Annotated in this window: 23 protein-coding genes and 1 tRNA gene; 16 read left to right on the forward strand and 8 right to left on the reverse strand. The window is 35.0% G+C overall.

Annotated elements, in window-relative coordinates; all coding sequences use genetic code 11:
- Positions 1-142: 142 nt before the first annotated feature.
- The 3 genes from VK161_RS02820 to VK161_RS02830 all read left to right on the forward strand — a co-directional run bounded on the left by VK161_RS02820 (position 143) and on the right by VK161_RS02830 (position 3,169).
- Positions 143-361 carry a hypothetical protein gene (locus VK161_RS02820; protein WP_324213239.1) on the forward strand — a complete coding sequence of 73 codons (219 nt, stop codon included), beginning with the start codon at positions 143-145 and terminating at the stop codon, positions 359-361.
- Between the two features lie 94 nt (positions 362-455).
- On the forward strand, positions 456-2,492 hold the full coding sequence (locus tag VK161_RS02825; RefSeq protein ID WP_324213240.1) for a tetratricopeptide repeat-containing sensor histidine kinase: 2,037 nt from the start codon (positions 456-458) through the stop codon (positions 2,490-2,492).
- Between the two features lie 5 nt (positions 2,493-2,497).
- Positions 2,498-3,169 (forward strand): response regulator, encoded by a 672-nt coding sequence (locus tag VK161_RS02830; protein WP_324213241.1) that lies wholly within the window; start codon positions 2,498-2,500, stop codon positions 3,167-3,169.
- A 69-nt stretch (positions 3,170-3,238) separates the two neighbouring features.
- Here the strand turns inward: VK161_RS02830 and thiL are convergent, their stop codons facing one another.
- Positions 3,239-4,285 carry a thiamine-phosphate kinase gene (thiL, locus tag VK161_RS02835; RefSeq protein WP_324213242.1) on the reverse strand — a complete coding sequence of 349 codons (1,047 nt, stop codon included), beginning with the start codon at positions 4,283-4,285 and terminating at the stop codon, positions 3,239-3,241.
- Between the two features lie 139 nt (positions 4,286-4,424).
- Between thiL and VK161_RS02840 the strand changes: the two genes are divergently transcribed.
- Positions 4,425-4,904: a DinB family protein gene (locus VK161_RS02840; RefSeq protein WP_324213243.1), complete on the forward strand. Its 480-nt coding sequence runs from the start codon at positions 4,425-4,427 to the stop codon at positions 4,902-4,904.
- Between the two features lie 33 nt (positions 4,905-4,937).
- Positions 4,938-5,315 (forward strand): nuclear transport factor 2 family protein, encoded by a 378-nt coding sequence (locus VK161_RS02845; RefSeq protein WP_324213244.1) that lies wholly within the window; start codon positions 4,938-4,940, stop codon positions 5,313-5,315.
- Between the two features lie 30 nt (positions 5,316-5,345).
- Here the strand turns inward: VK161_RS02845 and VK161_RS02850 are convergent, their stop codons facing one another.
- Positions 5,346-6,326, reverse strand: coding sequence for a YafY family protein (locus VK161_RS02850; protein WP_324213245.1), 981 nt, complete (start codon positions 6,324-6,326; stop codon positions 5,346-5,348).
- An 86-nt stretch (positions 6,327-6,412) separates the two neighbouring features.
- On the opposite strand from VK161_RS02850, the gene VK161_RS02855 reads away from it, so the two are divergent.
- Positions 6,413-7,345, forward strand: a complete 933-nt coding sequence (locus VK161_RS02855; protein WP_324213246.1) for a 1-phosphofructokinase family hexose kinase — start codon at positions 6,413-6,415, stop codon at positions 7,343-7,345.
- A 122-nt stretch (positions 7,346-7,467) separates the two neighbouring features.
- On the opposite strand, the gene VK161_RS02860 is transcribed toward VK161_RS02855, so the two are convergent.
- From VK161_RS02860 to VK161_RS02870, 3 genes are all read right to left on the reverse strand, one after another.
- Positions 7,468-8,832, reverse strand: a complete 1,365-nt coding sequence (locus VK161_RS02860; RefSeq protein ID WP_324213247.1) for a TlpA disulfide reductase family protein — start codon at positions 8,830-8,832, stop codon at positions 7,468-7,470.
- 102 nt (positions 8,833-8,934) lie between these two features.
- On the reverse strand, positions 8,935-10,731 hold the full coding sequence (lepA, locus tag VK161_RS02865; protein WP_324213248.1) for a translation elongation factor 4: 1,797 nt from the start codon (positions 10,729-10,731) through the stop codon (positions 8,935-8,937).
- 311 nt (positions 10,732-11,042) lie between these two features.
- The gene (locus VK161_RS02870) at positions 11,043-12,926 is read right to left on the reverse strand and encodes a hypothetical protein (RefSeq protein ID WP_324213249.1); all 1,884 of its coding nucleotides are present in this window, start codon (positions 12,924-12,926) and stop codon (positions 11,043-11,045) included.
- A 153-nt stretch (positions 12,927-13,079) separates the two neighbouring features.
- On the opposite strand from VK161_RS02870, the gene dusB reads away from it, so the two are divergent.
- The gene (gene dusB, locus VK161_RS02875; RefSeq protein ID WP_324213250.1) at positions 13,080-14,072 is read left to right on the forward strand and encodes a tRNA dihydrouridine synthase DusB; all 993 of its coding nucleotides are present in this window, start codon (positions 13,080-13,082) and stop codon (positions 14,070-14,072) included.
- On the opposite strand, the gene VK161_RS02880 is transcribed toward dusB, so the two are convergent.
- Together VK161_RS02880 and rbfA are read right to left on the reverse strand one after the other, a co-directional pair.
- Entirely contained in the window at positions 14,069-15,268 is a 1,200-nt protein-coding gene (locus tag VK161_RS02880) for an ABC transporter permease (protein ID WP_324213251.1), read from the reverse strand. The genes dusB and VK161_RS02880 overlap by 4 nt on opposite strands.
- Position 15,269: 1 nt before the next feature.
- Positions 15,270-15,662, reverse strand: coding sequence for a 30S ribosome-binding factor RbfA (gene rbfA / locus VK161_RS02885; protein WP_324213252.1), 393 nt, complete (start codon positions 15,660-15,662; stop codon positions 15,270-15,272).
- 171 nt (positions 15,663-15,833) lie between these two features.
- On the opposite strand from rbfA, the gene mce reads away from it, so the two are divergent.
- The 3 genes from mce (at position 15,834) to VK161_RS02900 (ending at position 16,796) form a co-directional block, all read left to right on the forward strand.
- Entirely contained in the window at positions 15,834-16,235 is a 402-nt protein-coding gene (gene mce, locus VK161_RS02890) for a methylmalonyl-CoA epimerase (protein WP_324213253.1), read from the forward strand.
- 107 nt (positions 16,236-16,342) lie between these two features.
- Positions 16,343-16,416, forward strand: a tRNA-Ile gene (locus tag VK161_RS02895).
- Positions 16,417-16,610: 194 nt separating this feature from the next.
- A complete protein-coding gene (locus VK161_RS02900; protein WP_324213254.1) occupies positions 16,611-16,796 on the forward strand; it encodes a hypothetical protein in 186 nt (61 codons plus the stop codon).
- A 15-nt stretch (positions 16,797-16,811) separates the two neighbouring features.
- Here VK161_RS02900 and VK161_RS02905 read toward each other — a convergent pair whose 3' ends face one another.
- Positions 16,812-17,396, reverse strand: a complete 585-nt coding sequence (locus tag VK161_RS02905; protein WP_324213255.1) for a riboflavin synthase — start codon at positions 17,394-17,396, stop codon at positions 16,812-16,814.
- 131 nt (positions 17,397-17,527) lie between these two features.
- Between VK161_RS02905 and pdxA the strand changes: the two genes are divergently transcribed.
- From pdxA to accC, 6 genes are all read left to right on the forward strand, one after another.
- The gene (pdxA, locus tag VK161_RS02910) at positions 17,528-18,592 is read left to right on the forward strand and encodes a 4-hydroxythreonine-4-phosphate dehydrogenase PdxA (RefSeq protein WP_324213256.1); all 1,065 of its coding nucleotides are present in this window, start codon (positions 17,528-17,530) and stop codon (positions 18,590-18,592) included.
- Between the two features lie 78 nt (positions 18,593-18,670).
- Entirely contained in the window at positions 18,671-19,213 is a 543-nt protein-coding gene (locus tag VK161_RS02915) for a DUF177 domain-containing protein (protein WP_324213257.1), read from the forward strand.
- Between the two features lie 9 nt (positions 19,214-19,222).
- Positions 19,223-19,417 (forward strand): 50S ribosomal protein L32, encoded by a 195-nt coding sequence (gene rpmF / locus VK161_RS02920; RefSeq protein ID WP_188600183.1) that lies wholly within the window; start codon positions 19,223-19,225, stop codon positions 19,415-19,417.
- Between the two features lie 136 nt (positions 19,418-19,553).
- The gene (locus VK161_RS02925; RefSeq protein ID WP_324213258.1) at positions 19,554-20,552 is read left to right on the forward strand and encodes a beta-ketoacyl-ACP synthase III; all 999 of its coding nucleotides are present in this window, start codon (positions 19,554-19,556) and stop codon (positions 20,550-20,552) included.
- A 23-nt stretch (positions 20,553-20,575) separates the two neighbouring features.
- Positions 20,576-21,058: an acetyl-CoA carboxylase biotin carboxyl carrier protein gene (gene accB, locus VK161_RS02930; protein ID WP_324213259.1), complete on the forward strand. Its 483-nt coding sequence runs from the start codon at positions 20,576-20,578 to the stop codon at positions 21,056-21,058.
- A gap of 100 nt (positions 21,059-21,158) precedes the next feature.
- Positions 21,159-22,505 (forward strand): acetyl-CoA carboxylase biotin carboxylase subunit, encoded by a 1,347-nt coding sequence (gene accC / locus VK161_RS02935; RefSeq protein WP_324213260.1) that lies wholly within the window; start codon positions 21,159-21,161, stop codon positions 22,503-22,505.
- Positions 22,506-22,577 lie beyond the last annotated feature (72 nt).

Here is a 22,577-nt window from a genome sequence, read left to right on the forward strand (position 1 = left end):
CCACATTATACACGCGTGAAGCTTGCAATCGACTCTCATTGTAGAATTAATTTTACACCAAATAAAAGTCCCCAAACAATTTGTGAAAAACAAAGACTTTTAGAAGAACCCAATTTTAACAAAACATAAAAAACTAGAAATTATGAAAAATTCATTATTAATGTATGGAGTATTTGCGGTTATGATTTCATTAACTTCATTTTCATCACCAAGTGACATAGGAGGACAGTCAGCTTTAAGACCTACTTATAGTATTGGAGGACAATCGGCTTTAAGACCATCTAATGATATAGGAGGACAATCAGCTTTAAGACCTACTTACAGCATTGGTGGACAGTCCGCGTTAAGACCCACTAAATAGTATATTACCACATTAAATATTTTAAACTTTCACATATAAAATGTGAAAGTTTTTTTATATGGTGTTATTTTGTATTTTAGCTTTTTTATGAAAGATGAAATACTGGATAACATTTTTTTTTATTTTTTTTATTTTTGGCTGCAAGGATAATAAAGATTTTGATAGTACTGAGTTTTCATCAGACAGTATTGATATATATATAAATTTTGCTAAAAATGAAAATTTAAATTATCAAAAAAGAAACGAGTTTTCTCAAAAGGCATACACTTATTTATCAAAAAAAAATGACAGCATAAGCAGAAAGAAAATTTTTGATATTGCAGTAGTTTTATCTAGGTTAAACAATTCAAAAGAATTTTTAAGAGTATCGAACTTTCTAATAACAAATACAAAAATAAGCAACGATAAAAAGTTGACCGCTAAAACATATAATTTAATTGCAAATCATTATATAGATCTCAATAAAATAGATAGTGCTTTTATATATTTAGTAAAAGCGGAGAAAGTATATAAAACTCTTGAGGATAATATTTCTTTCGGGAAAAATTACCTTGAGAAGGCTTATGTACAATTCATCGAAGGAGATTATTTTGGTTGTGAACAGTCTTCAAGTTTTGCGTTGAGTTATTTAAAAGGCTCTAATGATTTTAAAAATATATATAACGCATATAATTATATTGGAATAAGTTCAAATGAACTTAAAAACTTTGACAATGCTTTAAATTATCACTTTAAAGCTTTAGAAATTGCAAAAAAAAGTAATTTTGACACTAAACTTCACCTTTCTGCCAGGTCTCAAAACAATATAGGCTTTGTATATCAAAATTTAAATGAGCATAAAAAAGCAATAGAATATTTTAGGGAGGCTATGAAAGATGAAAAATTATTGATTGATAGCCCTGATTTATACTCGATGCTTATAGATAATTATGCCTATTCTAAATTTAAAATCAAAGATTTTGAAGAATTACCAAAGCTTTTTTATAAAGCAATAAGAATTTCTGAAGAGAACGGATTTACACAAGGACTTTTTCTGAATAAAATACATTTATCAGAATATTATAATTATGTAGGAGATACTTTGAATGCCAAAAAATTTGCTGAAGAAGCATTGGTAATATCAAAATCTACAAATGTTTCCGGGGATATTTTAGCTTCATTAAAACAATTATCGATTGTTGACAAAGTAAATTCATCAAGACATTCAAGAGATTACATTAGGATTAGCGACAGCCTTCAAGTTGCTGAGAGAAATTCATTAGATAGATTTGCCAGACTTCAGTTAGAAACAGACGAAATAATTCAACAAAACACCCAACTCTCCGAACAAAACCGAGACATCCTCAATTACTTTGCAATTGCTATAGTATTTGGTGGATTTTTGTTTTTTGCGCGTTTTCAGCGATTAAAGGCTCGTGAGTTAGCACTTAAGCAAACGCAACAACAAGCCAACGAAGAAATTTACCGACTCATCATCTCACATCAAAATCAATTAGAAGAAGGTCGTGACCTAGAGAAAAAACGCATTTCCAAAGAATTGCACGATGGTGTTCTTGGCCGACTTTTTGGTTTGCGCCTTAATTTGGATGGATTGAATAATTTTGACGACGAAGAAACCAAACAACAACGGTTGGAATATTTAAATGAACTTAAAGTAATTGAGCAAGATCTGCGCGAGATTTCGCACGAGTTGAGTCGGGAGAATTTGGTCTTAATCAACAACTTTGTGGCCATCATCAACAACTTGTTGGAACAACAGTCTAAAATTAATAAAGCCAAAATCAATACTTTAATTAGCGATAAAATTGATTGGGAAAAAGTATCCAACACCATAAAAATCAACTTGTACCGCATTTTACAAGAAGCATTGCAAAACATCAACAAGCACGCCGAAGCAAATAAAATCAATGTCATCTTTAATAAAGATCCAAAAGGAAATTTAATTTTTTCTGTAGAAGACGATGGAAAAGGCTACAACACTAATGGAAAGAAAACCAAAGGAATAGGAATGAACAATATTGTTGATCGTGTGCACCAATGTCAAGGGAAAATAGATATTAAATCACAAATTGGAAAAGGAACGAAAATAATTATTACTTTTCCACTCGAAAATGAAACCATAAACATGTAATACCAATGCCCCAAAACATTAACTTATTAATCGTTGACGATCATCCTTTTATCATCCAAGGATATGAAAATGTCATCAAAAGATTTCCCAACAAAAAATACGAATTTACCATTACCAAAGCCTCTGATTGCAAATCGGGTTACGAAACCATCATGAATTCGGGTATTACTTTTGACTATGCTTTTCTCGATATCAGCATGCCCGATTATCCTGAGAAAAATATTTCAACGGGTGAAGATTTAGCCAAATTAATTAACAATGAAATGTCCAATTGCAAAGTAATTCTTCTTACCATGCATTCGGAACGTCTCAAGGCTCAAACGATAATTGATGAAATTGATCCAATTGGTCTAGTCATTAAAAACGATTTGACTTTTGACAATATGCTTCTTGCTATAGAAACTGTTTTGAAAGGTGAAAAGTACTACAGCGAATCGGTAATCAATTTCTTAAACCAACAACAAAACGAAAAAGTGTATGTAGATGTAATCGACCGACAAATCCTGCACTTTTTGAGTAAAGGCATCAAAGACGATGATGTTGCTCTTTACATACCTATTTCCTCTGCTTCGGTACTTTCTCGCATCGAAAACATGAAAGAGCTCATCGGAAAGAAAAAATGTTCCAATCAAGAATTATTAGACATCGCCAAAACCAATGGCATGATGTTGAAGTAAATAAAAAATTAGCACAGATTTCACAAATTAGCAAAGATTAAATTGTACTAATTTGTGAAATTTGTTTTTTTATTCCTCTAACGCATTCCAACCTCTTGCTTTCAACTCAATTTTAGTATTGGCTCTTGTAACCAAATGACAACCTTCGCTTTCTTGCGTCATGTGACCTATTACGGTAAAGTTGGGATTGGCTTTTATTTTATCGTAGTCTTCCAAAGCAATAGTAAACAATAACTCATAATCTTCACCACCATTAATAGCCACAGTAGTACTGTCAATTTGGAATTCTTCACACACATTAATCAACTGCGGATCCAGTGGTAATTTTTCTTCATACAAATTGCAACCTACCTTACTTTGCTTGCAAATGTGTAAAATCTCCGACGACAATCCATCAGAAATATCAATCATAGCCGTTGGTTTCAATTCTAATTTTGAAAATAATTCTCTGATGTCGTGACGCGCTTCGGGCTTCAATTGACGTTCAATTAAATAAGTATATGCATCCAAATCCGGTTGATTATTCGGATTTACCTGAAACACCTGCTTTTCTCGTTCCAACACTTGCAATCCCATGTAGGCCGAACCCAAATCGCCCGTCACTACTAATAAATCGGTTTCTTTAGCACCATTTCGATACACGATGTCTTCTTCATTTGCCTCACCAATTGCGGTGATTGAAAGAATCAATCCTTTTTGTGATGAGGTTGTGTCACCACCAATTACATCTACATTATAGAACTTGGCCGCTAATGCAATTCCGTCAAATAATTCTTCTAAAGCTTCTAAAGGGAAACGATTCGAAACTGCTACCGAAACTGTAATTTGTGTCGGTTTCGCATTCATCGCACAAATATCAGAAACATTCACAACAACTGCTTTATATCCTAAATGACGCAAAGGCATGTATGATAAATCAAAATGAACACCTTCAATTAATAAATCAGTCGAAACGACAACTTTTTTATCTTTAAAATCCAAAACAGCGGCATCGTCACCAATGCTTTTTAGTGTTGAAGGTTGCTTTACATCAAAATTTTTCGTCAAATGATCAATCAAACCAAATTCGCCCAATTGAGCAATCGAAGTACGTTGCGGAGTTTTATCTTCTAACATTTTATCTTCTTAAATTAGGTCGCAAAGGTACAAATAAAATAATCTTCAAACTTTTTTTCGTTTTTTAAAATCCTGCTGACAAACTGTTGTCACTTTGCTGTTTTAGCTTTGTACCATAAACAAATTAAAACATATTTTTATGACAACAACAGCTCAAGTAATCAGCAAAGAAAATTTATTAATTCATTGGCAAGGTCATCGAACTCTTACTCGAAGAGTAATTGAAGCATTCCCAGAAAAAGAGTTCTTCGAATTTTCGATTGGTGGCATGCGACCTTTTTCAAAATTAACTACCGAATTACTTTCAATCGCAGCTCCAGCATTAAAAGGGATAGTGAATCGCGATACAAAACCGTATTCGGAAGAAATTGGCGAACTCACCACAAAAGCTCAATTTTTGCAAAAATGGGACGAAGCAACCGAGGAAATCAATCGTCTTTGGGCTCAATTATCAGTAGAAGATTTTAGCGAAAAGTTCAATTTATTTGGCCAATACGAATTTCCCATCATCGATAATGTTCTTTATTTTATTGATAATGAAATTCACCACCGCGGACAAGGTTATGTGTATTTGCGAGCTCTTGGAATCGAACCGCCTTTTTTCTGGGAAAGAGGATAAATGTAATACAACAAATCAACCACATTATCTGCCATGACAACAGAAGAACAAATAAAACTAGTTATTACAGCCTTTGTAAAAGCAGGCGATCACAGCGACACTAATCTATTGGAATGTGTTTTGCATGACGATTTTCGAGTGATGAGTAATCAATTTATGGGAAAGCCCGGAATTGCCATTATTGACAAAAGGAAATACATTTCTAATGTGAAAAAAGGGATTTTTGGTGGAATACCACGAAAAATGAAAATAGAATCTGTAGATGATTTTGGGACAATTGCTCAAGTTACCTTACGACTTGAAAGTGAAGAAAATTATTTCGTTTCCTATAATTCTCTGGTTTTGGATGTAGACAATCGGTGGAAATTAATCAGCAATCTTGCCGTAGTTGAAGCCTTTGAAAAAGTATAAAATTATATCACAAAAAATCCCGATGCTGTTTTAGTTTTCGGGATTCTTTTTTTGTAATCTTTCTTTGAAGGTTTCCATCAATTCCAAAACTCGTTCTTTCAATCTTTCAGGTTCTAAAATCGTAGCATAATCGCCAAACATCAAAAACCATCGTGCAAATCCGTTCTCAATATCGCGCGATAAGAATGTCATTTCTACTAAATCACCCACATTTTTCTGAGCTACAAATCCATGATACTTTTTTTCAGAAGCTAAGAACTTGCTGATTTTTTTATCAACTAAAAGGCGCACTTTAGTAGTTGGATGTTCTTTTTCTTTATTCAAATGCATTTCCAAAGGCTGGTGTTCTTTGGTGAATGGAAGATTAGTTTTTTGAATGCCTTCTATTCGATCGGCACGAAATTGACGATAATCATTTCTTAAATGACAATATCCTAATACATACCAATTGTTGTGATCGTGAAAAATCCCAACAGGTTCAATCGTTCTTTCAGAAGAAACTTCGGCATCAAAGGCTTGGTAATTTAAAACAACCTGAGTTTTATCAGCTATACTTTTAAAGAAAATGGCCATCGCATTGGGAACTTTTTCATTGAACAAATTTCCCATAGGTGGCTGAATTACTACATTCGATTCTATAGTAGAAACCCAATCTTTATCCGAATTTTGTAACACCGATTTCAACTTGAACATCGCTGATTGGTAATGTTGTCCCATTTCTTTATCGATGAATTTTTCCATCAATTTTTCAGCTGCTATAAAACTACTCGCTTCTTCACGTGTAAACATCACTGGTGGCAATCGATAACCATCAACCAACGAATAACCAATTCCGGCTTCACCGTAAACAGGAACACCCGAAGCTTCCAAAGTGCGAATATCGCGGTAAATAGTGCGCAAGCTCACCTCAAATCGGTCGGCCAATTCTTGCGCTCTTACAATCTTTTTCGATTGCAATTGAATCAAAATGGCAATGATTCGGTCAAAACGTTTGGGTGATTCGTCAAGCATAATAGGGTATTTAGTCAAAGATAGTATTTTATAGTAAAAGTGAAAAAACAATAAATTTTCGCACCTTTACAGTACTTAAAATTTTAATGATGAAAACGCACTCTATTACGACTCTTACTGTTAATCCGTCTTTGGATAAATCGACCAATTTTACTGGATTGATTCCAGAGAAAAAAATACGCTGCGAAAAACCACGGTACGATGCTGGCGGTGGCGGAATCAACGTATCCAAAGCCATTTCAAAATTAGGCGGAAATTCACTTTGTGTATTTACTTCGGGTGGTTCAACAGGTGAATTATTAGAGGAATTAGTTGCCAGCGAAGGAATCGAAACTTCAGTCCTAAAAACTAAAAATTGGACACGTGAAAATTTTATCGCTTTCGAAAACACGACCAAAGCGCAATACCGATTTGGATTTCCTGGGAATGAATTTTCAGAAGATGAAAAAGAGACGATTCTATCTACAATTGAAGAATTGAAAACTTCATTTTTAGTCATCAGTGGTAGTTTGAATGAAGGATTAGAACCCAATTTTTATCAAAAAATCATTGAAGTAGCTAAAAAATCAGATGTCAAAATAATTGTTGATACTTCGGGCGAAGCGTTGGAAAAAATTGTTGAAACCGGAGTGTATTTAATCAAACCCAACATTGGTGAATTGGCTAAATTAATAGGTGTAGAACGATTGGAATTACCCGAAGTGGAACAAGCCGCCAAAGATTTAATTACCAAAGGAAGTGCTGAAATAGTTGTGGTTTCACTCGGAGCCGACGGCGCGATTTTAGTCACCAAAGACGAAACTCATCTAGTAAAAGCACCCAAAGTTGAGAAGAAAAGTACGGTTGGAGCTGGCGATAGCATGGTTGGTGGAATGGTTTGGGCATTATCGCATAACAAACCTTTAAAAGAAGTCATCCAACTCGGAGTTTGTTGCGGAACAGCAGCCACTATGAACGAAGGAACACAACTTTTTAAAAAGGAAGATGTGGAACGATTGTTTATGGAAATGCAATCTTAAATTTTTACCCTATAAGACATATAAGTTCAATTAAGTTTTCTTTTATGTTCTTAAATGTCTTATTGGGTTCAAAAATAAAAACCCAACAACTTTCGCTATTGGGTTTTATTTGATGACAATTTTTACAAATTATCCAATCGATTAATTGCTTTGTTGACCTTACTCATCGATGGTCTTGGAGCGTTTATGTCGACTAAATTTCCATTAGTGTCAATTAGTATAAATCTCGGAATGGATTCAATCAAATACTGACTTACAACTTCTGATTGCCAGGCATTTTCGACAATTAATTGTGTTCCTTTTAGGTCTTTTTTAATAATGAAGTTTTTCCATTTTTCAATATCTTTTTGACTGTCCAAAGAAATACTCAAAAAGACAATATTTTTATTCTTGAATTTTTCCTCCAATTTTTTTAAATCAGGAATTTCTGCTACACATGGTTTGCACCAAGTGGCCCAAAAATCGATATAGATATTTTTCCCTTTAAAATCGGATAAACTTACGGTGTTTCCATTTTGATCATTTAATTGAAAATTAGGTGCTGGAGATCCGGCCACAAATTTTCCGATGTTTTCAAGTTTTGTATGTAATTGGTTTTTAAACTCTTCATCTTTAGTTAAAGCAATAATTGCTTTAATAATATAATGATCTTTGTCATTGTAATTGTCTTGTTGTAAAGCCAAACTTTTTAGAATAAAGTCTTCTATCACGGGGTTGTTTATAATGCTTAATTCAGTCTTTATAATTTCTTGAGCTTCAGAAGGATTTTTTTTAAATTTAGGACTAAACGAAGAAACAAAACGACCGTTTACATAACCTCTAAACACAGAACTAAATAAAAATTCATCAAAACTAAATTGTATGGTGTCTCTATTGAACAATCTGGATTCACAAATTTTGCCTTTTGGAATCGAAGATTTTTTATAATAGGAATGCATGTATTTGAAATTATGATAAAAGCTTTGTGCATTGTATATGATGTTTTTTTCTTCCGATTTTCTAAAAAAAGTGTCTGTAATATTTGATTTTTTAAGCAATTCCAAATTCGTAATCACTAACTGATCAATAACTTTCACATACTCTTCTTCGTCTAATGAGTAGGTTTTTTGGGCATCAAAATTTTTAGAATCATATAATTTACTTTTTTGAAATAAATAAAGCGATTCATCAGCAGTATTTCCTAAATAAATAAGGGTTTGATAGATGTTTTTTTCGTCAAAATTTAATTGCAAAATACTATTTTGGGTCATGTATATTTCCCATCGGTTAGAGCCATTAACAAACATGTAAATACCATTGTGTTTTAAATCTAAATCTTTTGAAAAAGTGCCGTCTGGATTAATGGCAAATGAAGATTTAAAATTCAAACCAGCTATGACAACTTCTTGTTCCGTTGCATTGGTTATTTTTCCACTAAAATTGGCTGCAACCGCAGTTGAAAAAATAAGCAGAAAGTTCAAAAAGAAAAGAATGTATTTTAGTTTCATTTTTAAAATTTTAATAAATAATTAAACGCAACAATTCACCATTTAGTACAAAAAACCCAACAACTTTCGCTATTGGGTTTTCTATATTCTATTTTCTTACAACTAATCGTTTAACTTCAACACCGCCATAAACGCTTCTTGCGGAATCTCTACATTTCCAACCTGACGCATTCTCTTTTTCCCTTTTTTCTGTTTTTCAAGAAGTTTACGTTTTCTGGAAATATCACCACCGTAACATTTGGCGGTAACGTCTTTTCGTAACGCTTTTATCGTTTCACGTGCAATGATTTTCGCACCAATTGCCGCTTGAATGGGAATGTCGAATTGCTGTCTCGGAATCAACTCTCGCAATTTCTCACACATTTTTTTACCAATATTATAGGCATTGTCTTCGTGAATCAAAGCAGAAAGTGCATCTACTGATTGCGCGTTCAATAATACATCCAATTTTACCAATTTTGAGGTTCGCATTCCAATAGGCGAGTAGTCAAACGACGCATATCCTTTGGAAACCGTTTTCAATCGGTCGTAAAAATCAAATACAATTTCCGCTAATGGCATATCAAAATTCAACTCCACACGTTCGGTTGTCAAATACGTTTGATTGGTAATAATACCGCGTTTTTCAATACACAAACTCATTACGTTTCCTACGAAATCCGATTTGGTAATGATGGTCGCTTTAATGTAAGGTTCTTCTACACGATCCAATTTAGAAGGTTCAGGTAAATCAGAAGGATTGTTCACAATAATACCAACTTCTGGCTCTTTTTTGGTGTACGCCAAATACGAAACGTTGGGAACTGTAGTAATCACCGTCATGTCAAACTCACGCTCCAATCGCTCTTGGATGATCTCCAAATGTAGCATTCCTAAGAATCCACAACGGAAGCCAAAGCCCAATGCAGCCGAACTTTCCGCAGCAAAAACCAACGACGCATCGTTCAATTGCAACTTCTCCATCGACGCACGCAAATCCTCAAAATCTTCAGTATCAACTGGGTAAATTCCCGCAAAAACCATTGGTTTTACGTTCTCAAAACCCGTAATCATATTGGTAGTTGGCGTTTTCGCATCTGTAATCGTGTCGCCCACTTTTACTTCTTTCGCCTCTTTTATTCCCGAAATCAAATAGCCTACATCTCCAGTAGAAATTACATTTTTCGGAACTTGGTTCAGTTTCAATGTTCCAACTTCATCAGCAAAATATTCATTGCCAGTAGCCATGAATTTGATTTTCTGTCCTTTTCTAATTTCGCCGTTTTTCACTCGAAAAATAACTTCAATTCCACGAAACGGATTGTAATGCGAATCGAAAATCAATGCCTGCAACGGTTCGTCTTTCACTCCTTTTGGCGCTGGAACTTTTTCAATAATGGCAGCTAAAATATTTTCCACACCAAAACCAGTTTTACCCGAAGCGTGAATAATATCTTCCAATTTACAACCCAACAAATCAATAATATCGTCGCTCACTTCCTCTGGATTGGCGCTTGGTAAATCCACTTTGTTCAACACCGGAATAATTTCCAAATCGTTTTCCAAAGCCAAATACAGGTTGGAAATGGTTTGAGCCTGAATGCTTTGAGCAGCATCCACAATCAAAAGCGCACCTTCACAAGCTGCAATTGATCGCGATACTTCATAGCTAAAATCAACGTGACCCGGAGTGTCAATAAGGTTCAAAATATAATCTTCCCCTTTGTATTTGTACTCCATCTGAATGGCGTGACTTTTAATGGTAATACCACGTTCGCGCTCCAAATCCATATTGTCCAACAACTGGGCTTTTTCTTCACGAGCCGTTACCGTTTGAGTGGCACTCAATAATCGATCCGCCAACGTACTTTTTCCGTGGTCAATGTGTGCAATAATGCAAAAATTTCTAATATTTTTCATGCTCTTTCTCTTCGTTTTTTGGGCGTTCCATCCCGTATGTGTAAAATTTTGTTCGTTCCTCACTTCATTTTACTACATCGGGAGTCAGGCTTTCCGCACTCGCTTCCCGATTGCCATCGGGAGAGCTCAAACAATGCTGCAATCCTTAACGCAAATCCTACACATAGGAATTAATCTGCAAATATAAATCAAAGTTTAGAGTTTACATCAATCTTTAATGAAAGAAATGGAATAAGAACAACCGGTTATAAAAGTTCAAAAAAAATGCCCTTTTTTACAAGAGCATTTTTTGTTGGTATTCGTTCTGAATCTTACTTGATGTTGAAAATATCTAAGTTGTTTTTATTGATGTAAAAAACCCTGTTTTCAAAATCATCAACAGTGTATTTTGGAGCATTATTTTGAAACAATAAACGGTCAATTTCTTTACCGGTGTTTTTTTCTACTTGAACCAAGAATTTATTTCCGTCTTTGTCTTTGGTAAAATAGAAAGCGTATTCATTAGTTTGAGAAAAAGAACTCAAACGATTAGGATTATACAACATGGCAGAAGCTTCGGTGTAGTACTGAGTTCGGTCCATTTGTTTGGCACCTTTTTCCATTTGACTCGTACTTGTACCGGGAGCGCCAAGAGCATTGCCCATTGCATCTGGTGTTCCTTGTATAACATTGCTCATTCCAACTACCGTACTTGCAGCACCAGCAGTATCCAGTGCACCAGCAGCAAAATTCATTAGTTTTCTTCCACCTTCACCCGGAGTAGAATAGTATTTTTGAGCAATAATTTTTCCGTTATCATCCAAAATAATGTATTCCCACGGACTTGAAATGAAATAACCATTGGCTGTTTTTTCATACATATTTAAATAGCCAGGTTTTTTTATCGAAATAGGTTGTCCTTTGGAAGAAACAATGTTTTTATCAGGATTGTAGAAGAAAAGAGTTTCATAACCCGTTCCGTATTCGATGACTAATAGACCTTTTGATTTTTCGTCATACGAAATCAAGTTGGTTTGATAGTTTAATGTGCGTTCAAAGTTGTTCTTTTTGTCTTTATAATCGTAATATTTCAATTTTTGTTTGGTTACATAAATCGCACCATTGGTATATTCGTATTTTGTATAACCTTCTTCCTCTAACCAATCATAATCGTTTTCCTCAAAAGGAAGAACCAGTCGTTCCGCTTTTTTCCACACTTTTTTTCCTTCGGCATCCAAAAGCATTTTTTCCATTTTATAACTTACTAAGTAACCTTCTGGAGCTTTATCAATGCTTAAAATTCGCTTCTCACCAAATTTATTTTTCCACACTTCTTTTCCAGAACTAGTGTACATCATTCCGGCTTCTTTCGATTTGATGAAGATGTTACCATCGATAATTTTATACCAACCAAAGTTTCCGTCTAACTTTATTTTTTGAACTTCTTTTCCTGTAGCAAAGTCAAAAACAATAACGCTATCGCTGAAACTTTTCAACTCAGCAACCAAACCAGGATTACCTTCTACTACAAAAAGATTTTGTTCGTTTTCGTCGGTAAACAACATTCCGGCTTTAATGTTTTCATTCAAAAGTATTTTGCCAGTTGCACCGTCCAAAACAATAATGGTTTTGCCGTACATCAAAGCAATTCTATCGTTTTTAGTATGAATAAGATTTCTAAAACTTTCGGGAGTTGATTCATTGCTCAAGGCCATTGCTTTATCCATCAAACTCATTTTTATTTTTAATGGAGCGGTCCATTTAACTGTAGATGATTTCATGTCTATTAAAGAGAAACTTTTTTCGCCCTTTTCGCCTTTGGTAACTGCCAAAACCGAAAAAATATCTGGAAGTAGTTGAAACCCTTCTATTTTGTTTCCTTTTAATAGTACGTTACCATTTCGTGTATCGAGTAATGTTTTGTTTTCTAAAATAATAAAAGGAGTTCTATCAATATTATTTACAACCGCTTCACCATCGCCACTCATAGCAGATAAAGAACCTAAAGAACCCATTGGTTGTTTCCAAATTACTTTGTTTTGATACGGATCAATACCAATTAATTCTTTGTTACTTTGAACTACCGGAATTCCGGAAAAAGAGTTAAAGTAAACCTCTTTCAAGGTGTTTTCTAAGGGAATGGAAGAATCAGGTTTTCTTTGAGCGTAAGAAATAATCGAGACAAACAATAAAAGGTATAAGGCAATCTTTTTCATATTATGAATAATTAGAGGTTTGCGCAAAACTAATCATAATTAGCTGATTTATTTGTAGTTTACAAAAATTTAACGGCATATTTTGTTTTGCTGTTGTGAGTCGATATCGTATAAAATTTAAAAATTTGTACTTTTGCAAAAAAAACAGCATTCATGCCCAAAATTGGCAACATCATTTTACCCGATTTTCCGCTCTTACTCGCGCCTATGGAAGACGTGAGCGATCCACCGTTCCGTAGATTGTGTAAGTTACACGGTGCCGATTTGATGTATTCTGAGTTCATTTCATCCGAAGGATTAATTCGCGATGCGGTAAAAAGTAAAATGAAATTGGATATTTTCGACTACGAACGTCCAGTTGGCATCCAAATTTTTGGTGGTGATGAAGAAGCTATGGAGATGTCATCTCGAATTGTAGATGCGGTACAACCTGATTTGGTTGATATTAATTTTGGTTGTCCCGTAAAAAAAGTGGTATGCAAAGGCGCTGGCGCTGGAGTTTTGAAAGACGTCGATTTGATGGTGCGTTTGACCAAAGCGGTGATTAAAGGAACCAATCTTCCGGTAACGGTAAAAACGCGTTTGGGTTGGGATGAAAATTCAATCAATATTGATGAGGTAGCCGAACGTTTGCAAGATATTGGTGTGCAAGCCTTGACCGTTCATGCACGTACAAGAGCGCAGATGTACAAAGGTCATTCCGATTGGTCGCACATTCAACGCGTGAAGGAAAACCCTAGAATTACGATGCCCATTTTTGGTAATGGCGATATTGATTCACCCGAAAAAGCATTAGAATACAAAAACAAATACGGTTTGGATGGTATGATGATTGGTCGGGCTGCGATTGGTTATCCGTGGATTTTCAACGAAATCAAACATTACTTCAAAACGGGTGAACATTTGCCTGCGCCAACCATGAGCGATCGAGTAGAAGCGGCTCGCAATCATTTAACCTGGTCAATGGATTGGAAAGGAGAACGATTGGGAATCGTAGAAATGCGTCGCCATTATACTAATTATTTCAAAGGAGTTTCCAACTTCAAAGAACATCGTTTGCGATTGGTAACTTTGGATGACGCTGAGAGTTTGTTTAAAGCTTTAGACGAAATTCAGGATATCTATTCGAATTATCAATTTGTTTAGTCGAGTAGCTGTTTGCTAACTCTACTGCTTGCAATCAGCGCAGCCATAAATCCGAGAGTCACTATTGTCAACAATACAATAATCAAGTTTTTAGCTTCAAAAACTACGGGATAAGCGAGGTTTTCATTAATCATTATCAAACTGAATTTTTGTTGTAAAAAAACAATTATCGTCCCTAAAATTAGTCCAATCAGTCCACCAAAAACACTCAAAATTAATCCTTGAAGCATAAAAATTCTCCTCAAATCTTTGATTTCTGCACCTAAATTCAGTAATGTTTTTAAGTTCAGTTTTTTCTCCAAAATAATCATGATGAGCGCACCAACTAAGGTAAAAAGAGCTACAATTATGACCAATGTAAAAATTAGATATACAGCAATATTTTCAGTATTGAGCATTTTGTGTAAAGTTGAATTGAGTTCTTCTCTGGTTTTTACAGCTACTTTATTAGGGAGTATTTTTTTTAGTTCTTCGATTAGCGTTTGATTATCTGATTGATCATCAGTTTTGATTTCTAAACCGGTAACTTGATTGGGCTGAAATCCCATTAACTCTTGAGATAATCCCAAGTCAACAAAAACATATTTACTGTCCAATTCCTCACTGACAGCGTAAATTCCAACCGGAATTAAATATTCTTTATTAAAACCTTGTTCTTCTGACTCAATTTGTCCTTTCCCAGGTTTCGGCACATATACTTCTAATGGATTGTTAAAATCAAAAAGGCCAATCGATAATTTTTGAGAAATTCCGTAACCAATCACGGCCTGAACGGTATTTGTTTTTAACCATTGTCCATTAAAAAGGTTCTTCGAAATTCCGTTGCTCTTTTCAAACAGACTGTCAACTCCTTTTATGTAAGTTACTTGTTCTTTTCCATTAAAATAAAAAAGCACACGTTCTTCGACAACTTTGCTACAAACTTTAACTCCTTTGAGGGATTTTATTTTATTTTCTTCTTCATCAGAAAGAGTAAATGATTTTCCTTTGAGTGTGATTATTTTTAAATCGGGATCAAAATCATTGGTAAACTGAACGCTGTATTCACGTAATCCGCTAAAAACAGAAAGTACTACAAAAAGCGCTAATGTGCCAAAGATTACTCCATTTAGAGCAAAAAAAGAAATGATAGTAATGGCGGTATTTTTGCTTTTACTAAGAATGTACCTTTTAGCTATGTAAAGAGGAAAATTCAACCTAGGCTTTTTTACGTTTCTCTAAAAGTTCAGGATTTTCAATAGGGTTTTCCTTGCCTGCCAAGGCATTGTCAATTTTTTCCAGGTAATCTAGAGTATCGTCAATAAAGAAAGTTAGATTAGGAACTTTACGCAATTGTAGTTTTACGCGCTGAGATAAGTCGTGTTTAATTAAAGGAGCATTTGATTTTACAGCTTCTAAAATTTCAGTTGCTCTGTCGGTTGGGAAAACGCTAAGATAAACACGCGCAATGCCCAAATCGGTTGTAACACTCACCTTTGAAACCGAAATAACCAAGTTGGTTAGATTATTCTTTCTGATTTCTCCTTGAAGAATATCAACTAAATCTTTCTGTAAAACCGCACCTATTTTTTTTTGTCTATTCGTTTCCATGAGGCAAAAATACGATTTTTTAAGATACTGAGCAACTGAGAAGCTGAGTAACTGTGAATCAGAATTCTAAAAATTTTTGTATCAATCTATATTAATTAACAATATACAAATCTCAAAAATTGTTATATTTGACTCAGTAACTCAGGCACTCAGGCACTCAGTTGCTTTACAATGAGAAAAATTGAACACATCGGTATTGCAGTCAAAAGTATTGCAACATCAAACGAAATTTTTGGAAAACTTTTTGGTTCACCATCTTACAAAGAAGAATCAGTTGAAAGCGAAGGTGTAAAAACTTCCTTTTTTAAAGTTGGGCCCAATAAGATTGAACTATTAGAAGCAACTAATGAGAACAGTCCAATTGCCAAATTCATCGAGAAAAAAGGTGAAGGAATTCACCACATTGCTTTTGATGTAGAAGATATTAATTCAGAAGTAGAGCGATTAAAAAATGAAGGTTTTGTAGTTCTTAATGAAACACCTAAAAAGGGAGCTGACAATAAATGGGTGGTTTTCTTGCATCCCAAATCAACTAATGGCGTTTTAATTGAGCTTTGCCAGGAAATCGTGTAAAAAATAGTTGCATCAAACAAAAAATAGTGGTAATATTGCAACCTCTAAATGAAGCCGAGGCTTTATTCATAGAGCACAGAAATAATAAAAAGTCTGTGAAGCAAACTGGTCCTATAGCTCAGTTGGTTAGAGCACCTGACTCATAATCAGGTGGTCCCTGGTTCGAGCCCAGGTGGGACCACAAAATAAAAAAGGCTTCCTAAAACGAAGTCTTTTTTATTTAGGTTAAAACTATTTGACAAAAAAGTACGTATCTAATTATTGTACCTATTTTAACGAATAGTTACCTTATATCGATTATTATTGAATAAATGTGATAAAAAATTTTGATGAAATGATTTTTTTTTTACTTTTACGCCGATGAATAATGTCCCAATGAGAATAATACTAGTATTTGCAGTTTTATTTTGCAGTAATTTTAGTTTTGCTGCACCTGAGCCGCCGCCGCCGACTCCACCGCCAGGGTTTCCTGTAGATGGAGGAATAGTTGCGATGTTGTTCGTTGCTTTAGTTTTAGGTGCTTATAAAATACACCAATATAGAAGAAGAGTAATAAAATAAATTATTACTCTTTTTTCATTTCAAATGAAGTTTGGCTACGTATTTACCAATAACGTCAAATTCTAGATTGATAACGGTGTCTTTTGTAATGCTTTTGAAATTAGTGTTTTCAAATGTATATGGAATAATAGCCACACTAAATTCATCTGACTTTGAATTCACCACAGTCAGACTTACTCCATTAATAGTTATAGAACCCTTTTCAATCGTAATGTTGTTGAGGCTTTTGTCGTATTTAAAAGTAAACAACCAACTTCCGTTAGTTTCTTTCACTTCCTTACAAATACCAATTTGATCAACATGACCTTGAACAATGTGCCCGTCTAGACGATCTCCTAGTTTCATAGCCCGTTCTAAGTTAATCAAATCTCCTTTTTTCCAATTGCCAATTGAGGTTTTATCAATAGTTTCTTTGATTGCAGTTACGGTATAAAAGTCATTATTGATTTTAACAACAGTCAAGCAAATTCCATTATGAGCAACACTCTGGTCGATTTTTAATTCGGAGGTAATTTTTGAAAAAAGAGTTATATTCAAATTGTCGTTCTCTTTTTCAATTTCTTCTATAATTCCGAGTGATTCTATAATTCCTGTAAACATTGTAGTTTTATTTTACTAAATTTGCACCACAAAAATAGCAATAAATAAAGGTATTACGAAATGAGTTGTTGCAAATAAGTTTTGTCAAATGAAATTGTAACTCACTCAATAAAATAATAAATTAAAGAAAGATGAAAAAAGCAGAAAATATTATTGTAGGAATTTCAATCGGAGATTTGAATGGTATTGGAAGCGAAGTGGTTTTGAAAACGTTTGAGGATTCTCGAATGTTAGAATTGTGTACACCTGTTATTTTTGCTAACGTCAAATTGATGTCTTTTGTGAAAAAAACATTTGAACTAACGGCGACTATTCACGGAATAGATAAGTTAGATCAAATTGTTGTTGGGAAAATAAATGTCATCAACACGTGGCGCGAACCAATTGAAATAAATTACGGAACCAATGATGATACTATCGGGAAATACGCTATAAAATCGTTTGTAGCCGCTACAAAAGCTTTAAAAGAAGGAGAAATAGATCTTTTAGTAACGGCCCCAATCAATAAATATAATATTCAATCTGACGACTTCAAATTCCCTGGACATACGGATTACTTAAGTAAAGAATTTAGCCAAGAAGCTTTGATGCTTATGGTGAATGATAATTTGAGAGTAGGATTACTTACTGATCACATTCCAGTTACAGATGTAGCTAAACATCTTACAGAAAAACTAATTACTCAAAAAGTGGAGACACTTGCCAAAACCTTAATTCAAGATTTTAGCATCAACAAGCCAAAAATTGCGGTTCTAGGCCTAAATCCTCACGCTGGAGATAATGGCGTAATCGGTAAAGAAGATGATGAAGTAATTAAGCCAACAATAAAGAAGTTATTTGATAAAGGAATTATGGTTTTCGGACCTTATTCAGCCGATGGTTTCTTTGGAAGTGGCCAATATGAAAAATTTGATGCTGTTTTAGCGGCGTATCACGATCAGGGTTTAATTCCTTTTAAAACATTGGCTTTCGGTAATGGAGTCAATTATTCTTCTGGTTTGTCTAAAATTAGAACTTCTCCAGATCACGGAACGGCCTATGAAATTGCAGGAAAAGGAATTGCTGATAATACTTCGTTCAAAGAAGCTGTTTATTTGGCAATTGATGTCTATAATTCGAGAAATGAATACCTAGAAATCAGCCAAAAACCTCTAAAAATCCAAGAAAAACAGTTATTAACAAAAAAAGGTGAATAAGTCTTTTGGATTTACGAATATTTTATATCTTTGCACTCCGTTTGTGGAATTCCATAGACGCGGATAATTGAAGTTGAGATGAAAATAGAGAATGAGTTTTTAATTCCGTTTATTGGATTAAAGTTAGGAAAGCATCAATTTGAGTTTCAAATCAATAATAAGTTCTTTGAACGTTATGACTATCACGAATATGAAAATTGTGATATTCAAGTTGGAGTTGTATTAGATAAAAAAAGTACACATTTAGAAATTAGTTTCAAACACAAAGGAACGGTTACTGTTCCATGCGATTTAACTACTGAAGTATTCGATTTGCCAATTAAAGGTAAAATGAATTTGATAGTGAAATTTGGTGAAGAATTTAATAACGATAATGAAGAAATTTTAATTCTGCCTCATGGCGAATACCAAGTGGACATTGCTCAATACATTTATGAAATGATTGTGCTCTCTGTGCCCACCAAACGAGTTCATCCAGGTGTAAAAGACGGAACATTAAAATCGGAAGCCTTAGATAAACTTAACAACCTAGCTGTCAAAACGACAAAAGAAGAAGATAAAAAAGACAATGACATTGACCCTAGATGGGATAAATTAAAACAACTATTAACGGATAAATAATATAGTAAAATGGCACATCCTAAGAGAAAAACCTCGAAAACAAGAAGAGATAAAAGAAGAACACATTACAAAGCAACTGTAGCTCAAATCGCTACTTGCCCAGTAACTGGTGAAGCTCACTTATACCACAGAGCTTACTGGCACGAAGGAAAAATGTATTATAGAGGTCAAGTAGTTATTGATAAATCAGTAGCTGAAGCTTAATATAGGTAGTTACAATGTACAAGACTCTCACTGATGTGAGAGTTTTTTGTTTTTTATGATTTTTGTGAAAAACGTACCTATTTTTTTCGTAATTTCCACCACTTTTATTTCATTAAAAAAGAATTAAAATCATTCTATGAATTCAATTACTGCCGCAATTACCGCTGTGGGTGCTTATGTTCCCGATTATGTGCTTTCTAATGAAGTACTTGAAACTTTGGTAGACACTAACGATGAGTGGATTACCACTAGAACGGGAATCAAAGAACGTCGCCTGCTAAAAGAAAGCGGAAAAGGCACCTCTTACTTAGCTATTAAAGCTGCACAAAATTTAATAAAAAAAAGCGGAGTAAATCCTGCTGAAATCGACTTGGTAATAATGTCAACAGCTACTCCAGATATGCCTGTAGCAACAACAGGTGTATATGTTGCAACACAAATAGGCGCTGTTAATGCTTTTGCTTTCGATTTACAAGCGGCTTGTTCGAGTTTTCTTTACGGAATGTCAACTGCGGCTGCTTACATCCAATCAGGGCGATACAAAAAAGTACTGTTGATTGGTGCCGATAAAATGTCTTCTATTATTGATTATACGGATAGAGCAACTTGCATCATCTTTGGTGATGGCGGTGGTGCTGTATTGTTCGAACCGAATTATGAGGGTTTAGGATTACAAGACGAATACCTTCGCTCTGACGGAATCGGTAGAGAATATCTTAAGATTGATGCCGGTGGATCCATTCTTCCTCCATCAAAAGAGACCGTAGAAAACAGACAACATTATGTTTTTCAAGATGGTAAAACCGTTTTCAAGTACGCCGTTTCAGGGATGGCAGATGTAAGTGAAAAAATCATGCAACGCAACAACCTTACTAAAGACACCGTAAATTGGTTAATCGCACATCAAGCTAATAAACGAATCATCGACGCTACAGCATCAAGAATGGAATTGGATGAAGAAAAAGTATTGGTCAATATTCACCGATACGGTAATACAACTTCAGCCACTTTACCCTTGTTGTTGAGTGATTTTGAAGACAAATTCAAAAAAGGAGATAACCTTATTTTTGCTGCTTTTGGTGGCGGATTTACATGGGGTTCAATCTATTTAAAATGGGCTTATAACAAACAATAAATTATAACTAAAACAAACAAATCATGGATTTAAAAGAAATTCAAAACCTAATCAAGTTTGTATCCAATTCGGGTGTTGCTGAGGTAAAACTAGAAACTGGAGACATCAAAATTACGATAAGAACGACTCTTGAAGGTAATACTCCTGATATAACGTATGTGCAACAAGCACCAATGCAACAAGCATTGCCGCAAGCCGCTCCTGCACAACCAGCTGCTCCTGCTGCTCCTGCTGCTGCCGCTCCAGCGGCCGACGATAACGCAAAATACGTTACTATCAAATCGCCAATGATTGGAACTTTCTACCGCAAACCTGCTCCAGATAAAGCTCCGTTTGTTGAAGTTGGTGCTTCAATCGGAAAAGGAGATGTTTTATGTGTTGTAGAAGCCATGAAATTATTCAACGAAATCGAAGCTGAAATTTCAGGAAAAATCGTGAAAATATTGGTAGACGACATGTCACCAGTAGAATTTGACCAACCATTATTCTTAGTTGATCCATCATAATTTAGATTTTAAGATTGTAAGACTATAAGATTTTCGAGAGCCGATAAATACATCTTATAGTCTTATAATCCTATAGTCTTATAATCTAAACTAAAAAAAGATGTTTAAAAAAATATTAATTGCCAATAGAGGAGAAATAGCATTACGTGTTATTCGTACTTGTCGCGAAATGGGCATCAAAACCGTTGCAGTATATTCTACAGCAGACGCCGAAAGTTTGCACGTAAAATTTGCCGACGAAGCGGTTTGTATCGGTCCGCCGCCAAGTAACCTTTCTTATTTAAAAATGTCCAATATCATCGCAGCAGCCGAAATTACTAATGCCGATGCGATTCACCCAGGATACGGTTTCCTTTCGGAAAACGCCAAATTCTCTAAAATTTGTCAAGAACACGGAATCAAATTCATCGGTGCTTCACCCGAAATGATTGATAAAATGGGAGACAAAGCGACTGCAAAAGCCACTATGAAAGAAGCGGGCGTGCCTTGTGTGCCAGGTTCAGAAGGAATTTTAGAAGATTTCACTCAAGCTAAAAAAGTAGCCAAAGAAATCGGTTATCCTGTGATGATGAAAGCTACCGCCGGAGGTGGTGGAAAAGGGATGCGTGCCATCTGGAAAGAAGAAGATCTGGAAAAAGCTTGGGAAAGCGCACGTCAAGAAGCGGCAGCTGCTTTCGGAAACGATGGTATGTACATGGAAAAACTCATCGAAGAACCACGTCACATCGAGATTCAAGTAGTGGGTGATTCGTATGGAAAAGCTTGTCACTTATCCGAAAGAGATTGCTCAGTACAACGCCGTCACCAAAAATTAACCGAAGAAACTCCTTCGCCATTCATGACCGACGAATTGCGTCATAAAATGGGTGAAGCCGCAGTAAAAGCAGCCGAATTCATCAAATACGAAGGTGCTGGAACCGTAGAGTTTTTGGTGGACAAACACCGTAATTTCTATTTCATGGAAATGAATACGCGTATTCAAGTAGAACACCCAATTACCGAACAAGTAATTGACTACGATTTGATTCGCGAACAAATATTAGTAGCCGCTGGTGTGCCAATTTCGGGTAAAAATTATTTGCCACAATTACACTCTATTGAATGCCGAATTAACGCCGAAGATCCTTACAACGATTTCCGTCCTTCACCAGGAAAAATCACAGTATTGCATGCGCCAGGCGGACACGGAGTGCGTTTAGACACCCACGTGTACGCTGGTTACACCATTCCACCTAATTACGACTCGATGATTGCCAAGTTGATTACAACAGCGCAAACTCGTGAAGAAGCCATCAACAAAATGAAGCGAGCCTTAGATGAGTTTTACATCGAAGGTATCAAAACCACAATTCCATTCCATCGTCAATTGATGGACGAACCCGATTATGTGGCCGGAAATTATACCACAAAATTCATGGAAAGTTTCAAAATGAACGACCCAGAATAAATAGCAAAACCACTCGTAATTGAGTGGTTTTTTCTTTCCTAACAGGTTTTCATAACCTGTTAGGTTTTTTTT

This window comes from Flavobacterium sp. (genome assembly GCF_035299245.1).
Lineage (GTDB): Bacteria > Bacteroidota > Bacteroidia > Flavobacteriales > Flavobacteriaceae > Flavobacterium.

What these genes read in the sequence shown, in the direction of transcription:
- accB (WP_324213259.1), top strand. Translation starts at nt 20,576, where the DNA reads ATGGATTTAAAAGAAATTCAAAACCTAATCAAGTTTGTATCCAATTCG.
- VK161_RS02905 (WP_324213255.1), bottom strand. Translation starts at nt 17,396, where the DNA reads ATGTTTACAGGAATTATAGAATCACTCGGAATTATAGAAGAAATTGAA.
- VK161_RS02845 (WP_324213244.1), top strand. Translation starts at nt 4,938, where the DNA reads ATGACAACAGAAGAACAAATAAAACTAGTTATTACAGCCTTTGTAAAA.
- VK161_RS02900 (WP_324213254.1), top strand. Translation starts at nt 16,611, where the DNA reads ATGAGAATAATACTAGTATTTGCAGTTTTATTTTGCAGTAATTTTAGT.
- dusB (WP_324213250.1), top strand. Translation starts at nt 13,080, where the DNA reads ATGCCCAAAATTGGCAACATCATTTTACCCGATTTTCCGCTCTTACTC.
- VK161_RS02925 (WP_324213258.1), top strand. Translation starts at nt 19,554, where the DNA reads ATGAATTCAATTACTGCCGCAATTACCGCTGTGGGTGCTTATGTTCCC.
- mce (WP_324213253.1), top strand. Translation starts at nt 15,834, where the DNA reads ATGAGAAAAATTGAACACATCGGTATTGCAGTCAAAAGTATTGCAACA.
- VK161_RS02915 (WP_324213257.1), top strand. Translation starts at nt 18,671, where the DNA reads ATGAAAATAGAGAATGAGTTTTTAATTCCGTTTATTGGATTAAAGTTA.
- pdxA (WP_324213256.1), top strand. Translation starts at nt 17,528, where the DNA reads ATGAAAAAAGCAGAAAATATTATTGTAGGAATTTCAATCGGAGATTTG.
- lepA (WP_324213248.1), bottom strand. Translation starts at nt 10,731, where the DNA reads ATGAAAAATATTAGAAATTTTTGCATTATTGCACACATTGACCACGGA.
- VK161_RS02860 (WP_324213247.1), bottom strand. Translation starts at nt 8,832, where the DNA reads ATGAAACTAAAATACATTCTTTTCTTTTTGAACTTTCTGCTTATTTTT.
- VK161_RS02855 (WP_324213246.1), top strand. Translation starts at nt 6,413, where the DNA reads ATGATGAAAACGCACTCTATTACGACTCTTACTGTTAATCCGTCTTTG.
- rbfA (WP_324213252.1), bottom strand. Translation starts at nt 15,662, where the DNA reads ATGGAAACGAATAGACAAAAAAAAATAGGTGCGGTTTTACAGAAAGAT.
- accC (WP_324213260.1), top strand. Translation starts at nt 21,159, where the DNA reads ATGTTTAAAAAAATATTAATTGCCAATAGAGGAGAAATAGCATTACGT.
- VK161_RS02820 (WP_324213239.1), top strand. Translation starts at nt 143, where the DNA reads ATGAAAAATTCATTATTAATGTATGGAGTATTTGCGGTTATGATTTCA.
- VK161_RS02830 (WP_324213241.1), top strand. Translation starts at nt 2,498, where the DNA reads ATGCCCCAAAACATTAACTTATTAATCGTTGACGATCATCCTTTTATC.
- VK161_RS02840 (WP_324213243.1), top strand. Translation starts at nt 4,425, where the DNA reads ATGACAACAACAGCTCAAGTAATCAGCAAAGAAAATTTATTAATTCAT.
- VK161_RS02825 (WP_324213240.1), top strand. Translation starts at nt 456, where the DNA reads ATGAAATACTGGATAACATTTTTTTTTATTTTTTTTATTTTTGGCTGC.
- VK161_RS02870 (WP_324213249.1), bottom strand. Translation starts at nt 12,926, where the DNA reads ATGAAAAAGATTGCCTTATACCTTTTATTGTTTGTCTCGATTATTTCT.
- thiL (WP_324213242.1), bottom strand. Translation starts at nt 4,285, where the DNA reads ATGTTAGAAGATAAAACTCCGCAACGTACTTCGATTGCTCAATTGGGC.
- VK161_RS02850 (WP_324213245.1), bottom strand. Translation starts at nt 6,326, where the DNA reads ATGCTTGACGAATCACCCAAACGTTTTGACCGAATCATTGCCATTTTG.
- rpmF (WP_188600183.1), top strand. Translation starts at nt 19,223, where the DNA reads ATGGCACATCCTAAGAGAAAAACCTCGAAAACAAGAAGAGATAAAAGA.